Source organism: Micromonospora sp. CNZ322, assembly GCF_007827755.1.
Genome location: NZ_VITD01000004.1, coordinates 300481 through 314978, shown reverse-complemented (window position 1 = coordinate 314978; position 14498 = coordinate 300481). Strand labels below are relative to the sequence as shown.

At 72.7% G+C, this 14498-nt stretch carries 16 protein-coding genes; 3 read left to right on the top strand and 13 right to left on the bottom strand.

Annotated elements, in window-relative coordinates:
* Positions 1–3: 3 nt before the first annotated feature.
* The 11 genes from FB453_RS12865 to FB453_RS12815 all read right to left on the bottom strand — a co-directional run bounded on the left by FB453_RS12865 (position 4) and on the right by FB453_RS12815 (position 10439).
* Positions 4–885 carry a lysophospholipid acyltransferase family protein gene (locus FB453_RS12865; protein ID WP_112670362.1) on the bottom strand — a complete coding sequence of 294 codons (882 nt, stop codon included), beginning with the start codon at positions 883–885 and terminating at the stop codon, positions 4–6.
* A gap of 289 nt (positions 886–1174) precedes the next feature.
* On the bottom strand, positions 1175–2251 hold the full coding sequence (locus FB453_RS12860) for an NAD-dependent epimerase/dehydratase family protein (RefSeq protein ID WP_145790131.1): 1077 nt from the start codon (positions 2249–2251) through the stop codon (positions 1175–1177).
* 122 nt (positions 2252–2373) lie between these two features.
* Positions 2374–2475 (bottom strand): 30S ribosomal protein bS22, encoded by a 102-nt coding sequence (locus tag FB453_RS12855; RefSeq protein WP_007465623.1) that lies wholly within the window; start codon positions 2473–2475, stop codon positions 2374–2376.
* A gap of 270 nt (positions 2476–2745) precedes the next feature.
* The gene (locus FB453_RS12850; protein ID WP_007465625.1) at positions 2746–2955 is read right to left on the bottom strand and encodes a helix-turn-helix domain-containing protein; all 210 of its coding nucleotides are present in this window, start codon (positions 2953–2955) and stop codon (positions 2746–2748) included.
* 210 nt (positions 2956–3165) lie between these two features.
* The gene (locus FB453_RS12845) at positions 3166–4350 is read right to left on the bottom strand and encodes an ABC transporter permease (RefSeq protein ID WP_091402733.1); all 1185 of its coding nucleotides are present in this window, start codon (positions 4348–4350) and stop codon (positions 3166–3168) included.
* A complete protein-coding gene (locus FB453_RS12840; protein ID WP_145790128.1) occupies positions 4347–5261 on the bottom strand; it encodes an ABC transporter ATP-binding protein in 915 nt (304 codons plus the stop codon). Before FB453_RS12840 ends, FB453_RS12845 begins: the two co-directional genes overlap by 4 nt.
* Positions 5258–6604, bottom strand: a complete 1347-nt coding sequence (locus tag FB453_RS12835) for an efflux RND transporter periplasmic adaptor subunit (protein WP_486480262.1) — start codon at positions 6602–6604, stop codon at positions 5258–5260. Before FB453_RS12835 ends, FB453_RS12840 begins: the two co-directional genes overlap by 4 nt.
* 79 nt (positions 6605–6683) lie before the next feature.
* Positions 6684–7973, bottom strand: coding sequence for a hypothetical protein (locus FB453_RS12830; protein ID WP_112733583.1), 1290 nt, complete (start codon positions 7971–7973; stop codon positions 6684–6686).
* Positions 7974–8042: 69 nt separating this feature from the next.
* Entirely contained in the window at positions 8043–8618 is a 576-nt protein-coding gene (locus FB453_RS12825) for a TetR/AcrR family transcriptional regulator (protein WP_145790123.1), read from the bottom strand.
* Positions 8611–9411: an alpha/beta fold hydrolase gene (locus FB453_RS12820; protein WP_145790120.1), complete on the bottom strand. Its 801-nt coding sequence runs from the start codon at positions 9409–9411 to the stop codon at positions 8611–8613. The genes FB453_RS12825 and FB453_RS12820 overlap by 8 nt, the downstream gene beginning before the upstream one ends.
* 107 nt (positions 9412–9518) lie before the next feature.
* Entirely contained in the window at positions 9519–10439 is a 921-nt protein-coding gene (locus FB453_RS12815; protein WP_145790118.1) for a proline dehydrogenase family protein, read from the bottom strand.
* Between the two features lie 106 nt (positions 10440–10545).
* Here FB453_RS12815 and FB453_RS12810 point away from each other — a divergent pair, with 106 nt between their 5' ends.
* Genes FB453_RS12810 through FB453_RS12800 form a run of 3 tightly spaced genes read left to right on the top strand, consistent with a single transcriptional unit; the run spans position 10546 to position 12593 of the window.
* On the top strand, positions 10546–10818 hold the full coding sequence (locus FB453_RS12810) for a hypothetical protein (protein WP_225855034.1): 273 nt from the start codon (positions 10546–10548) through the stop codon (positions 10816–10818).
* A gap of 1 nt (position 10819) precedes the next feature.
* Positions 10820–11986 carry a glutathionylspermidine synthase family protein gene (locus FB453_RS12805; protein WP_145790116.1) on the top strand — a complete coding sequence of 389 codons (1167 nt, stop codon included), beginning with the start codon at positions 10820–10822 and terminating at the stop codon, positions 11984–11986.
* 19 nt (positions 11987–12005) lie between these two features.
* Positions 12006–12593, top strand: a complete 588-nt coding sequence (locus FB453_RS12800) for a CGNR zinc finger domain-containing protein (protein ID WP_091402753.1) — start codon at positions 12006–12008, stop codon at positions 12591–12593.
* Positions 12594–12624: 31 nt separating this feature from the next.
* Here the strand turns inward: FB453_RS12800 and FB453_RS12795 are convergent, their stop codons facing one another.
* Both FB453_RS12795 and FB453_RS12790 read right to left on the bottom strand, forming a co-directional pair.
* Complete coding sequence (locus tag FB453_RS12795; RefSeq protein WP_112584230.1) at positions 12625–13431, bottom strand: sugar phosphate isomerase/epimerase family protein; 807 nt, start codon at positions 13429–13431, stop codon at positions 12625–12627.
* Between the two features lie 75 nt (positions 13432–13506).
* Positions 13507–14451 carry a Ppx/GppA phosphatase family protein gene (locus FB453_RS12790; RefSeq protein WP_145790114.1) on the bottom strand — a complete coding sequence of 315 codons (945 nt, stop codon included), beginning with the start codon at positions 14449–14451 and terminating at the stop codon, positions 13507–13509.
* Between the last annotated feature and the right edge of the window lie 47 nt (positions 14452–14498).

Here is a 14498-nt window from a genome sequence, read left to right as displayed (position 1 = left end):
ACCCTATGGGCCGAACGGGTCAGGCCGTCGCTCCAGCAGCGTGTGCAGGGTCTGTTGGATGGTCTCCCGCACCTGGTCGGCGAGGTTGAAGACCACCAGCGGGTCGTCCGCCGAGTCGGTCAGGTGGGCGGTGGGGATCGGCGGGCAGAACTCGATCAGCCACTTGCTGGGCAGCGGCACCATGCCCAGCGGGCCGAGCAGCGGGAACGTCGGCGTGACCGGGAAGTAGGGCAGCTTCAGCAGCCGCGCCAGGGGCTTGATGTCGGCCAGCATCGGGTAGATCTCCTCGCCGCCGACGATGGCGACGGGCACGATCGGGGTGCCGGTGCGCAGCGCCGCCGAGACGAACCCGCCCCGCCCGAAGCGTTGCAGTTTGTAGCGGTCGGCGTAGAGCTTGCCGATGCCCTTGAAGCCCTCGGGGAACACACCGACCAGGTCGCCGCCGCCGAGCAGCCGCTCGGCGTCCGGGTTGCAGGCCACCGTGCCGCCGGTCTTGCGGGCCAGCTCGGACACCACCGGCATCCGGAAGACCAGGTCGGCGCCGAGCAGCCGCAGGTAGCGGTGGGCGGGATGCTTGTCGTGCAGCGCCGCCGAGAGGATCAGGGCGTCCAGTGCCACGGTCCCGGAGTGGTTGCCGACCACCAGCGCGGGCCCGTCCACGGGGACGTGCTCCACCCCACTGACCTCGGTGCGGAACCAGTCCCGGTAGAGCAGCCGCAGCAGCGGGTGGAAGACCGCGTCGGTCAACTCCGAGTCGAAACCGAACTCGTCGACCTCGTAGTCACCGGAGAGCCGCCGGCGCAGGAACGCCAACCCGTTCGCGACCTTGCGGTCCCAGTGGTCCCCGGGCCGGTCCGACACCGCAGGCTCGGTGCCGCCGGGCAACCCGGCGTTGACCTCGTCGGAAGGTGTCGAGGTCGAGGTCGGGGCTGAGGTCGGGGTCGGGGCTGAGGCCGGCGGCGTGGTCGAGGCCGGCGGTTCCGTCGGGGTCGGCGCGGCCTGCGCGGCCGGTCGATGTCCGTTGCGCCGCGCCGGCTCCGCGTCCGGCGTGGGCACCTGCTGCGGTACGTCGAAACGCCCGACCGACTGCGGGTCGCGCCCCTCCTCCGGCCCACTCATGATGCCGCCTCGGTTCGCGGCTGCGGGGCTCGCAAGACCGGCTCACTCCTCGCGCTCACGATGACCGCTCCCGGACCGCTGAACGGACCTGCCGGATGCCGTCCAGGACGAGTTGCTCGGCGGCGGCCAGCTGACCCCGGGTGACCACCACCCCACCGTGATGGGCCCGGATGAAGTCCTCGAACGCCTCGGCGGTCGACCGGGGCGTGAAGCCGTACTCCTGCTCGAGCCGGCTGGTGTCGACCACCCGGCCGTGCACGAAGAGGTCGACCTGGTCCAGGCCGTAGCGGCCGAAGCCCATGGTGCGGGCCAGCGCGGCGGCCCCGGACAGACCTGGCTCCAGCACCGGGACGGCGACCCGTCCGGCACGTCGGATCGCCTGGGACAGCGACAGCACCCCGGGGCCGGCGACGTTGTACGTGCCGGGATGGTCCTCCACGATCGACCGGTGCAGCACCTCCAACGCGTCGTCGAAGTGCAGGAACTGCAGGCGGGGGTCACGGCCGAAGACGGTCGGCACGAAGGGCTGCGAGAAGTAGCGGGTCAACGTGGTGTCGGCGTTCGAGCCGATGAACGGGGCGAAGCGCAGCACCGTGGCGGTGACGTCGGATCGGCGGCGGCGGAAGGCGCGCACGTACCCCTCAAGGTCGAGGATGTCGCGGCCGAAACCGCCGCGCGGCACCTCGCGGGGTTCGGTCTCCTCGGTGAAGACCGCCGGATCCCGGAACGACACCCCGTACGCGGCGGTCGACGAGCGGACCACGAGCTTTCGCAGTCGAGGTGCCCGCTGGCAGGCGGCGAGCATCTGCATGCTGCCGATGACGTTCTGGTCCTTCATCGCGGACCGGCCGCCATGCGCCGGATCGGGTGAGGTGACCAGCGCGAGGTGCACCACCGCGTCGACGTCCAGGTCGGCGAGGAGGCCACCGAGGGAGCCGCTGTCGACGCGGATGCGTTCGACCCGGTCCAGCAGGTCGGTGAACTCGCTGCCGGAGTCCGGTGCGTCGACCCCGATGACCCGTTCGATGCGCGGGTCGGCGGCCAGTCGGGCCGCCACGTGGGCGCCCAGGTAACGGCCCACTCCGGTGACGACGACGACCCCCGGAGCACCTGAGGTGCCACCGGGGGTCATCTGACGCACCTACGCCGGCAGGATGGACCGAGCCGGGACGACCACGGCCTGATCACCTGAGCCTCCGGAGGTCGACAGTTTGGCAAGTGACGCCGAACGCCGGGCCGACAGCCCGGCGGCGATCACTTGCCGAGACGGCGACGCTGGACGCGGGTCTTGCGCAGCAGCTTGCGGTGCTTCTTCTTAGCCATGCGCTTACGGCGCTTCTTGACCACCGAGCCCATACGACAGCCTTTCGATACAACGTGCGGGGCGGACCGGATGACACCACGCAGGTGGCGACGGCGACCGCTTGCGGACAACGGACCGGACCAGTCTGGGCGGCGGGGCGCACCGGTGGGGTCTCGGTCGGGCTCCAGGGTAGCCGGAGGGCGTCAGCCGGACCAACGCGCCCCCGTCGCGGCCGCCTCTGGTTCGCGACAGCGCGGCCCGCAAGCTCACTCCTTACGCCCACCGATGCCGGTCAACTGGCGATCGGTGGGCGGGGCGGTGGCTCAGGCGGTCTCCTGAAAGGCACCCCGGAGATATTCGTGCACCGCATGCTCGGGCACCCGGAATGACCGGCCGACCCGGACGGCGGTGAGCTCACCGCTGTGCACCAGGCGATAGACAGTCATCTTTGACACCCGCATGACCGTCGCCACCTCCGCGACGGTCAGGAACTTGACCTCCGACAGCCGTCCGTCGGACTGTGACCCGGCCATGGCTCACCGACCCATCCCATGCCCGGCGCGTGCCAACCCGACGGATGCTCCGGGCCGGGCCGACGACGCGCGTGTTACCAGTACGGTAGCGGGACGGTTGTGACCGGCGCGATCCCTTCCTGCAACTGATCATGCTTCGGTGGCCTGTTCACCCGATCCGTGCTCCTGGTATCCGCCCGTGCGCGTCCGTCGTCCGGTTGGTCCGGGTGCTCATTCGGTGCGCAGCGCGACCACCGGGTCGAGGCGACCGGCGCGCTGCGCGGGGACCACCCCGAAGACGATGCCCACCACCGCCGAAACGCCGAAGGCGAGCGCCAACGACCACCAGGTGATCGCCGCCGGAATTGGCGACAGCGCGTCGACCAGCAGTGCGGTTCCCACGCCCAGCGCCATCCCGGTGAGCCCGCCGATCGTGGTGAGCAGCACCGCCTCCAGCAGGAACTGCACGCCGATGTCGCGGGGACGCGCGCCGACGGCCTTGCGCAGCCCGATCTCCCGGGTCCGCTCCCGGACGCTGACCAGCATGATGTTGGAGACGCCGACGCCGCCGACGAGCAGCGAGATGCCGGCGATGGCCGCCAGCACGCCGGTGAGGACACCGAGGATGTCGCCGAGCACGCCGAGGATCTGCTGCTGGGTGACCGCGCTGAACTCGGTGTCCGGGTGGCGGCGGTTCAGCTCGGCGACGATCCGTTCGCCCAGCTCGTCGATCCGCTCCCGGTCCGGCGCCTTCACCGCGATGCCGTCGACCCGCTGGGTGCCCCAGAGTCGTTGCGCGGCGGTCACCGGCACGTGCACCTCGTCGTCCCGGTCGACGCCGAGGCTCTGCCCGAGGGGCGCGAAGACTCCGATCACCCGGAACCGCACCCCGGCCAGCGCCACCTGCTGACCGAGCGGGTCCCGGTCGGGGAAGAGCGCACGGGCGACCGAGTCACCGAGCACCGCCACCCGTCGGCTGGTGTCCACGTCCGTGCCGGTGAGGTAGCGTCCCCGCGCCAGCGAGCGCGTGAACACCGCCGGGGTCGTCTCCAGGACGCCCTGCACCGTGGTGAAGTCGGAACGGGCGCCGGCCCGCGCGGTCGCCCCGGAGGCGACGGTGACCGCCACCCGATCTGGGTCGCCGACCACCCGGGTGACGGCGTCCACGTCCTTGAGGGTCAGCGGCGAGACGACCGGCGCGTTGCCCACCTCGATCCGGCCGGGGACGACCAGCAGCAGGTTGGAGCCGAGGCCCTCGACCTGCTGCTCGACCTTCTGTTTGGTGCCGGTGCCGATGGCCACCAGCAGCACCACCGAGGCCACCCCGATGATCACTCCGAGCATGGTCAGCGCGCTACGCAGCCGGTTGGCCCGCAGGGCGTCCAGCGCCACCCGCCACGCCTCGGCGACTCTCACGTCGTACCTCCGGGCCGCTCGACCTCGCGCGGAAGGCGCCCGGTGGCTCCGGCGGCGCCACCGGAGCCACCGGACGGGTGCCCCGGACCGCTTCCGGACGCGGACCGGGGCTCCGCGCTGGGAGCGGGGACCAGTGTCGCAGGTCGACCGTGATCAACGGACGGCGGTCGATCATGAGCGGAGCGCGGGTCGGCGCTGTCCGCCACGACCACCCCGTCGCGCATGGTGATCCGGCGGTGAGCGCGGGCCGCCACCTCCTGGTCGTGGGTGACCATCACCAGCGCCACCCCCGACTCCGCGTTCAGTTGCTCCAACAGCTCCAGCACGGCGGCGCCGGTGGCGCTGTCCAGGTTGCCGGTGGGTTCGTCGGCCAGCAGCACCGTCGGCTCGGTGACCAGCGCGCGGGCGATCGCCACCCGCTGCTGCTCACCGCCGGACATCTGGTTGGGCCGGTGATCCAGCCGGTGCCCGAGGCCGACCCGGCCCAGCATCGCCGCCGCCCGCTCCCTCCGCTGCCGGGCCGACACCCCCCGGTAGACCAGGGGCAACGCCACGTTCTCCACCGCCGAGGTACGCGGCAACAGGTGGAACGCCTGGAAGACGAAGCCGATCGTCTCGTTGCGCAGGGTCGCCATCTCCGGTGGGGCGAGGGCGTTGACGTCCCGCCCGCCGATCACCAGGCGACCACCGGTGGGCCGGTCCAGCCCGCCGAGGAGGTGCATGAGGGTGGACTTGCCCGAGCCGGACGGACCGACCAGGGCCACGTAGTCCCCCGGCTGCACGGTGAGCGACACCCCGCGCAGCGCCTCCACCGACACCCCGTCGAGCTGGTACGTCCGGGACACGTCCACCGCCTCGATGGCCGGAACCCGCTCCCCTGCCGACCGATCTGCGACGGCGGGTTCGGTCACTGGACTTCCTGGCCGTCGCGGACCTGGTCGGCACCGCGCACCACGATCCGGTCGCCGGGCTGCACGCCGTTGAGGATCTGCACGAGGTCGGACCCCTGGACGCCCACTGTCACCGGCGCCCGGCCCGCCTTGCCGTCACGGACCACCCAGACCGCGTCCCGGCCGTCGGCGGAGAACACCGCCGACGCGGGGACGGTCACCGCGTCGACGGCCTCGCGTACCCGCAGGTGCACGATCGCGTTCATGCCGGGGCGGGGCGTCGGGGCCGGCTCGTCCTCGGCCAGCTTCCCGGCGCCCAGCGCGAGGCGGACCCGGTAGGTGACCCCGCCCTGCGCGGAGCTGGTGGGCAGCACGTCGACCGAGCGGACGGTGGCGTCATAGCTGGCGCCGGTGACGGCGTCCAACTCGACAGTGGCCGGCACGCCGGCCTTGACCAGCAGCACGTCGGTCTCGTCCACCTCGGCGAGCAGACCCAACTGCCCGGTGTCCACCACGGTCAGCACCGGCGCGCCGGCGGTGACCAGCCCACCGACCACCACGGCGTCGTCCACCCCGGCCGGCGGACCGCCCTGACTGGGGGCCAGCACGGACGGGTCGAGGCCGGCGCCGCCGGCCTGCTCCAACACCCCGGCCAGACCGGCATTCGCGCCACCGCCGGCCCGCGTGCCGCCGGGCTGCACCACCCCGGCGATCGGGGCACGCAGGGTCAGCGCGTCGACTGTCGCCTTCGCCAGGTCGTACGCCTGCTGGGCCTGGAGCCGCTGCGCCGCGGAGAGCGCGCCGACGGCCGAACTCAAGCCGTTGATCCCCCGCTGCACCGCGCGGACCGCCTGGTCGGCGCTGCGCGCGGCGGCCGCGTACTGGCGTTGCGCGGACGTCACCTGGGTAAGTAGCGCGTCGCGCAGTTGCGGGTCGGCGATCTTCTCGGCGGCCTTCCGGGCCGCGTCGAACGCCTCGTCGGCGGCCTTGTCGGTGCCACGCCGGCTGCTGGTCAGGCTGCCCGCTCCGACGCCCCGGCCGGCGCGCTTCGCGGCGGCCAGCGCCTCCTTGGCCTGACGGAGACGCTGTTGCGCGCTCGGTGAGTCGACCACCGCCAGCACCTGACCGCGCTTGACCCGTTGTCCGGGTTGGACGCGCAGGCCGGACAGGGTGCCGTCGGCGGGAGCGGTGAGGGTGGCGGCGGCGCGGGCGGTCACCGTGGCGGGTGCGTCGATCACCTCGGTGACCGGGTTGCGGGCGGCCGACGCCAGCGCGAGATCGGGGCCTTCGTCGCCGCAGGAGGCGGCGGTGGTGGCGGTGAGGACGACGACGGCGGTCAGGGCGATGAGCAGGCGGGGCCGCATGGTGCTGGCGGGCCGTGACGACTGAGGACGGCGCACCCATCGATGGTACGGCGCACCGCCGCACCGCCTCCGAGCTGCGTCAGGCGGCGGTGGCGCGGACATACGCCACGCACTCGTCGTGCAGCGTCGACCACTGCTCACCGAACGCCTTCTCGGAGGCCGCGTCGATGGTCCTGCCGTCGTGCACCACGGTCTTGAAGAAGGTGAGCAGCCGCAGCGGCCCGTACCGGTCGACGAGGTGCCGGACGGCCAGGTAGCCGATGCCGTAGCTGGCGGCCACCCGTTCGGCGGAGGCATCGTCGGCTGGGTTGACGCCCTCCAACTTGCCGTCCCAGCCGCCCCGGACCATCTTGCGCACGTCCGCGATCCCCTCGTACCGGTCGACCGCCTGGCCGCCGGCACCGGCGAACTCGGCCAGGCCCTCGACCAACCACCAGGTGAGCTTGCCCGGGTAGCCGCGCTCCGGCAACGACGCCGCGTGGGTCAGCTCGTGCCGCAGCAGGTCGTCGGTGCCGCTGTTGGAGAGCCCTTCGGCGTTGAGCACCACCTCGTGGTGGCCGCCGCCCACGGTGACCGCGTACCCGCCGGTCCATTCCGGGCGCTCCCCGCCGTACCAACGCTGCCACTCGGTGCGCCCGGCGTAGAAGACCCGGTATCGGTCCGGCGGGGAGCCCGTCACCGCGTACCCGTCGGCGACCTTCGCCGCCGCCTCGGCCTGGGCGAGCAGGCCGGGCAGCTTGCCGCGCAGCGCCGGGGTGGTGGCGACGATGGTCCGCGCGCCGATGGCGACCGCCAGGTCGCTGATCTCCCACGGTCGCGTGCCGGTCTCCACCGACTTGGATTCCTCCATGGCGACCATCCGGGGCTGGTCGCCGTTCTCCCGCCACCGGGTGCCGATCAGCACCGGGCTGGGCCGGCAGTTCGGCGTGACGAAGCAGTACTGGAAGCGCACCAGCAGCCGCCACTCGCCGGGCTTTCCGATGATCGGCACGGGCAGGCCACTCGGCTCGGCGCGCCAGCCGGTCACCTTGAGCTCGCGTAACGCGGCGAAGCGTCGGCGCAGGTCGTTGTGGGCGGCGGGATCGGCGACGGCGAGGAAACCGGCGCGGTCGCCGCCGAGGAGTGCCGCGGACTGCCGGTGGAGCTGGGCGGTGATCCGGTCGGACAGCCCGCGGGCCACGGCGGTGGCCGGGTCGTCGGCCGCCGAGGAGCCGACCCGGCTGACAGTGGGGCGCGAGCCTGTCTCCCGGATCACTCCGACGACGAGCGCCGCCGGCAGGCCGCAGCCCAGCAGCAGGAGGACCACCACGAGCACCGTCCACAGCGGCCAGAGCCGCCGTGGTGCTGGCTGCTGCACCTCGTCAGTCACCCGCCGAAGGGTACGACCACTACCTGGATGCGACGAGGCCGCCCCGGGCCGATCGGCCCGGCCGCTCGCTCACCCGCCGGTGCGCGGCCAGGAGCGAAACGAGATGTCCATGCTCGCGACCAACTGGTGGTACGAGCGGTCGATATCGCGGGGCAGACCGAAGCCGCCCGCGGCCTCCAGGGTCACGAAGCCGTGCAGGGCGCTGCGCAGGGCCCGGGTCGCGTCCACCGCGTCGTCGTCGGTTAGCCCGTACCCGCGCAGCACCGCGAAGATGGCACCGACGGCGCGTTCGCCCGCCTCGACGTGTTCCGGGTCGGCCGGGTCGGGCACCCGCTGCGTCGCCGGGTAGCGGCCGGGGTGCCGGAGGGCGTAGTCACGGTAGGCGTCCGCCAGGGCCCGGAGCGCGTCGCCACCGGAGCGGCCGACGGCGGCGGTGGTCATCTCGGTGGCCAGCTCGGCGGTGGCCAGGACGGCCAGCTTCTGGGCCAACGCGTCCGCCCCGCGCACGTGCTTGTAGAGGCTGGGCAGCGCCACCCCGAGCCGGCTGGCGAGCGCGGCGAGGGTGAGCTGCTGGAAGCCGACCTCGTCGGCCAGCCGGGCCGCCTCCCGTACGACGGTCTGCTGGTTGAGGCCGACCCTAGGCACCGGCGCACACCGCCAGGAAGCCGAGCAGTTCCTCGGCGGTGCGCTGCGGCCGGTCGGCGTGCGGGTAGTGGCCGGACTCCTCGATCATCCGGGCCTCGGCGGTGCCGAAGAGCCGCCGGGCGGCCCGCGCCTCGGCTCCCGGGTCGGGGAAGTCCGGGTCCTTGGACCCCATCAGCACCAGCACCGGTTGCCGCACCTGCGGGGCGCGGGCGGTCCAATGCGGCTCGGCCGGTGCGATCACGCCGCGCGTCGCGGCCATCCGACCGGGCTCGCGCAGGTTGGCCACCATCGAGCGGCGGTACGCGGCGTCGTCGGCTGGTCGGTGCACCGGGAACAGTGTGTTGTGGAACATCCCGAACAGTCGAGGGCTGTGCAGCACGGACCACATCGCCATCCGCAGCAGCGGGTTGAGCTTCGGCTGACCGACGAACGCGCCGATCTGCACGATGCCGGTGACCAGCTCGGGCGCGTCGGTGGCGGCGAAGACCACCGCCGCAGCGGCGGACGAGCTGCCGACCAGCACGGCCGGGCCGGCATCGAGGTCGCGGACCACGGCCAGCAGGTCCGCGCCCACCTCCGCCGGGGCGTACGTGGGCCAGCTGGCGCTGGACTCGCCGTGGCCCCGGACGTCGACCGAGGCGACCCGGTGACCGGCGGCCACCAACAGCGGCACGAGGTGCCGGAAGCTCGCCCTGTTCTCGCCCATGCCGTGCGCGAGGACCACCAACGGCCCCTCGCCCTGCACCTCGTACGCGATGTGTCCGCCGCCCCGCCGCACCTGGCTAGTTGTCATAGCCTTAAAGCTAAGTCACTTAGCCAACGTTGGCAAGCCGGATACCGGAAACGGGCCGGCGGTGACCCGAGGGGTCGCCGCCGGCCCGTTTCGCCGAACCGGAGGAACTACTTCTTGGAGATCAGGGCACGGCCGAAGAAGACCAGGTTGGCGGGGCGCTCGGCGAGCCGGCGCATCAGGTAGCCGTACCACTCGTCCCCGTACGGGACGTAGGTGCGCACGGTGTAGCCGTCCCCGGCCAACCGGGCCTGCTCCTCGGGGCGAATGCCGTAGAGCATCTGGAACTCGAAACGCTCGGGACCCCGGTCGAACCACCGGGCCCGGTCCTCACCGATGGCGATCATCCGCGGGTCGTGGGTGGCCAGCATCGGGTAACCGTCGCCGGACATCAGGATGTTCATGCAGCGCACGTACGACTTGTCCACCTCACGGGCCGACTGGTACGCCACCGACTCCGGCTCCTTGTAGGCGCCCTTGCACAGCCGCACCCGCGACCCGGCCGAGGAGAGCTCCCGGCAGTCCGACTCGGTCCGCCGCAGGTACGCCTGGAGCACCGCGCCGGTCGACGGGAAGTCCTTGCGCAGCCGGCTCAGCACCTCCAACGTCGAGTCGGTGGTGGTGTGGTCCTCCATGTCCAGGGTGACAGTGGTGCCCGCCGCGTCGGCCGCCGCGCAGATCGCCCGCGCGTTGTCGTACGCCAACTGCTCGTCGAACATCTGGCCGAGGGCGGAGAGCTTCACGCTCACCTCGGCGGCCGGGGTGAGCCCAGCGGCGCCGAGCATCTTCAGCAGTTTCAGGTATTCGTCCCGGGTGGCGGTGGCCTGCTCGGGGCGGACGGTGTCCTCACCGAGGTGGTCGAGGGTGACCGCGAGGCCGTCGTCGACGAGCCCGCGGGTCGCGCGCAACGCGTCGTCGGTGGCGTCGCCGGCGACGAACCGGCGGACGACGTCCCGGGTGTACGGGGCAGTCGCGACGAGCCGCTCGACCTGGGATGACCGGGAGGCGGCGAGGATGACGGAACGGAGCATGAGCCGAGCGTAACGCCCCTGCCAGGGGCCCCGCCGAGGGGCGGCCGGGGCACCTCGGCCCGGGGGCGGGGCGGCGGCGGTGGCGTCGATCGGCTACAACGATGCCGTGGACCAACGCCCCCGCCGCCGACTCCGCTCGGCCTCCGTGCAGCTCGGCGCGCTCACCGCTCTCGCGCTCGCCCTCTCCGGCTGCAACATGACCTCGGACGACGACGATGACGACGACTGCGCCCTCGGGCCGGTCGGCGGCGGCGACACCGTCGCGCTGGCGATGCGCGTCACCGACCCGGCCGCCGGTCGCACCGCCCCGGAGCCGACCACCGCCGCCCTGCCCGAACGCGGTGGATTCGGCACCCACCTCGCCGCCTGCGGCGGCTGACGTGCGCCGCGAGACGGTCACGCCGCGCCCCGACTGGGACGCCACCATCCGGTCGCAGGGGCTGGTCTACGTCGACACCGAGCTGCCCGACGGCGGGATCATGTCGTACTGGGACGAGACCGCCGCGTACGCCTTCGACCTGGACGAGGTGCTGCGCCTGGAGGAGGCCACCGAGGAACTGCACCGGATGTCGGTGGCCGCCGCCGAGCACGTGGTGGCGCAGCGCCGGTACGCCGAGTTCGGCATCCCGGAGTGGGCGGCCGAGGCGGTGGCCCGGTCGCTGCGGGAGGCGCCACCGACCCTGTACGGGCGCTTCGACCTCGCGTACGACGGCACCTGGCCTCCGAAGATGTTGGAGTACAACGCGGACACCCCCACCGCGTTGGTCGAGGCGAGCATCATCCAGTGGTACTGGCTGGAGCAGACCCGGCCGGAGCTGGACCAGTGGAACAGCCTGCACGAGCGGCTGGTCGGCGCCTGGGCCAAGATCGGGGCGGGGCTGCACGACCCCCGGGTGCACGTGCTCTGGTCGAACGAGGAGGAGTCCGGCGAGGACCACATGACCGCCGGGTACCTCGCCGAGACCGCCCGACAGGCCGGCCTGAGCGTCGAGCTCCAACCCATCCAGGAGATCGGCTGGGACGGCCGACGCTTCGTCGACGCCGACGACAACCCGGTGACCACCTGCTTCAAGCTCTACCCGTGGGAGTGGATGCTGGCCGAGCCGTACGGGCCGGCGGCCCTGGCCCCGGGCACCCCGACCACCTGGATCGAGCCGGCCTGGAAGCTGCTGCTCTCCAACAAGGCGCTGCTCGCGGTCCTCTGGGAGCTGTACCCCGGCCACGAGTACCTGCTCCCGGCGTACCTCGACTCGCCGCGCGGCATGCGGGAGTACGTCGCCAAGCCGCTGCTCGGCCGCGAGGGCGGATCGGTGCGTATCGTCACCGCCGATGAGGAGATCACCAACCCGGGGATCTACGGCGACGAGGGCTGGTGCTACCAGGAGTTCCGGGCGTTGCCGCAGTTCGCCGGCAACCGGATGGTGCTGGGCAGCTGGATCGTCGACGGCGAATCGGCCGGCGTGGGTGTGCGGGAGAGCGCGAGTCTGATCACCGACGGCTACGCGCGCTTCCTGCCGCACTACATCGACGCGCCGCGCAACCGCTGAGTCGTCTACCGTTGGGGGCGTGAACTTCGACGCGTACGCCCGGACCGGCGTTGACCTGGTCAACGCCCGCCTGGACGACCTCGACGACCTGCGGGCCCTCTTCCCCGACGAGAACGCCTGGATGCGCGACGAGGTCGCGGACCGGGACGTGGCGATTTTCCGCCGGGCGCAGAAACGGTTGCGCGACGTCTTCGAGTACGGCACCTCGGGGCGGGACGCCCAGGCGGTCACCGAGCTGAACGCGCTGCTCGAGGCGTTCCCGGTGCAGCCGCGCATCTCCGGGCACGACTCCAGCGACTGGCACATGCACGTGACCAGTCGGGGCGCCTCGGTCAGTGCCGAATATCTGGCCGGCGCGGTCTGGGGGCTGTCGGTCTGGCTCTGCGAGTACGGCAGCGCCCGGTTCGGGGTCTGCGCCGACGAGCGGTGCGGCAACGTCTACCTGGACACGTCGTCGAACTGCTGCCGGCGGTTCTGCTCGGAGCGCTGCGCCACCCGCTCGCACGTCGCCGCGCACCGGGCTCGCAAGCGGGCGGCGGTCGGCGAGCAGGTCACTGTCGCCCCGCAGCCGACCTCCGCCGCCGATTCCCTCTCACCGGTCAGCTGACACCGTTGCCGCCCGATCGTGGGCGGACGGGTCAGGCGTCGACCGGTGACGACGCGGTCAGGTGCTGGCGGGCGAACTCCAGCGCGGCGCGCAGGTCCGCCTCGCGCACCGCGCGGCTCTTCGCGCCCCGGGTGGCGACCTCCACCGCCACCGCCCCGGTGAAACCCCGGCCGGCCAGCGAGGAGAGCAGCTCCCCGCAGGGCTGGGTGCCGCGCCCGGGCACCAGGTGCTCGTCGCGGCCCTCGCCGGTGCCGTCGCCGAGGTGTACGTGCGCCAGCCCGGCGCCCATCCGGTCGGCCATCTCCAGGGGGTCGCTGTGCGACGCCGCGCAGTGCGACAGATCCAGGGTGTACGACGGGTAGCCGGCGTCGGTCGGATCCCAGCCGGGCACATACGGGACGAACTGCCGGCCCGCCATCCGCACCGGGTACATGTTCTCCACAGCGAAGCGCAGCCCGCTGAACCGGTCCGCGACGGTGGCCAGACCCTCGGCGAAGTTGCGCGCGTAGTCGCGCTGCCAGGTGAACGGTGGGTGCACCACTACGGTCGGCGCGCCCAGCGTCTCGGCCAGCTCGGCGGCCTTGCGCAGGCGCTCCCACGGGTCCGGGCTCCACACCCGCTGGGTAACCAGCAGGCAGGGCGCGTGCACCGAGAGCACCGGCACGTCGTAGTGCGTGGAGAGGCCGCGCAGAGCGCCCGCGTCCTGGCTGACCACGTCGGTCCAGACCATCACCTCGACGCCGTCGTAGCCGAGCGCCGCGGCCAGTTGGAACGCCGCCGCGGTCGGCTCGGGAAAGACCGACGAGCTGGACAGGAGCACGGGAACGCGGGAAGTCACATCAGCCAGCGTAGCCCGGCAGCGCCGGGGGCATCGTGACGAGCGCCGGCAAATCGACCGAAAACGGCCGCCGGATCAGATCGGCTCCAGTTGATCGAGGCGGCGGAGGATGACACCCTCCCGCAGCGCCCACGGGCAGATGTCCAGCGAGTCCAGATCCAGGCGGCGCATCACCGCCTCGGCGACCACGGCACCGGCCAGCAACTGGTGGGCCCGACCCGCGCTGACCCCCTCCAGCTCCATCAACTGCGCCGGTGGGATGTGCCGGATGAAACCGATGACCTGCCGCAAGCCGGCCCGGGTCAGGCTGCGTCGCACCCACAGCCCGGAGCCGGACGGGGCCGCCCCGGCCAGTCGGGCCAGGGTGCGGAACGTCTTCGAGGTGCCCACCGCCCGGCCCCAGCCCACCTCCGTCATCTGGTCGACGACCTTGTCCAGCCGGCCGTCCACGTACTCGCGGAGCTTGTCGACGGCCTCCGCCGACGGCGGGGCCGCACTGGCTGGATCGACCCGCAGCCGCTCGCGGGTCAGCCGACCGGCCCCGAGTGGCAGGGAGACCGCGACGTCCGGGTCCTCGTCGATGCCGGCGGCGATCTCCAACGAGCCGCCACCGATGTCCAGCACCAGCAGGCGGCCCGCCGACCAGCCGAACCACCGCCGTACCGCCAGGAACGTCATCCGCGCCTCGTCCGCCCCGGAGAGCACCGCCAGGCGTACGCCGGTCTCGTCCCGGACCCGGGCCAGCACCTCGGCCGCGTTGGTGGCGTCGCGCACCGCGGACGTGGCGAAAGCGATCAGGTCGTCGGCCGCCAACCCGGTGGCCGCCGCCTTGGCCATGCCCACCGCCTTGACCAGGCCGTCCGCGCCCGCCTCGGTCAGCGCGCCGTCGGGGCCGATCTGCTCGGCCAGCCGGAGCACCACCTTCTCGGAGTGCGCCGGCCACGGGTGCGCACCGTGGTGCGCGTCCACCACAAGGAGATGCACCGTGTTGGATCCGACGTCGAGGACACCCAGTCGCATGGTGAAGACCCTAGGCGCAACACGTTTGCGCGGCTCACCGGCCTGCG

Bases quoted from the DNA above. Each gene is read 5' to 3' on its own strand.
- FB453_RS12815 (WP_145790118.1), bottom strand. From the start codon at position 10,439: ATGCTCCGTTCCGTCATCCTCGCCGCCTCCCGGTCATCCCAGGTCGAG.
- FB453_RS12850 (WP_007465625.1), bottom strand. From the start codon at position 2,955: ATGGCCGGGTCACAGTCCGACGGACGGCTGTCGGAGGTCAAGTTCCTG.
- FB453_RS12790 (WP_145790114.1), bottom strand. From the start codon at position 14,451: ATGCGACTGGGTGTCCTCGACGTCGGATCCAACACGGTGCATCTCCTT.
- FB453_RS12820 (WP_145790120.1), bottom strand. From the start codon at position 9,411: ATGACAACTAGCCAGGTGCGGCGGGGCGGCGGACACATCGCGTACGAG.
- FB453_RS12855 (WP_007465623.1), bottom strand. From the start codon at position 2,475: ATGGGCTCGGTGGTCAAGAAGCGCCGTAAGCGCATGGCTAAGAAGAAG.
- FB453_RS12860 (WP_145790131.1), bottom strand. From the start codon at position 2,251: ATGACCCCCGGTGGCACCTCAGGTGCTCCGGGGGTCGTCGTCGTCACC.
- FB453_RS12835 (WP_486480262.1), bottom strand. From the start codon at position 6,604: ATGCGGCCCCGCCTGCTCATCGCCCTGACCGCCGTCGTCGTCCTCACC.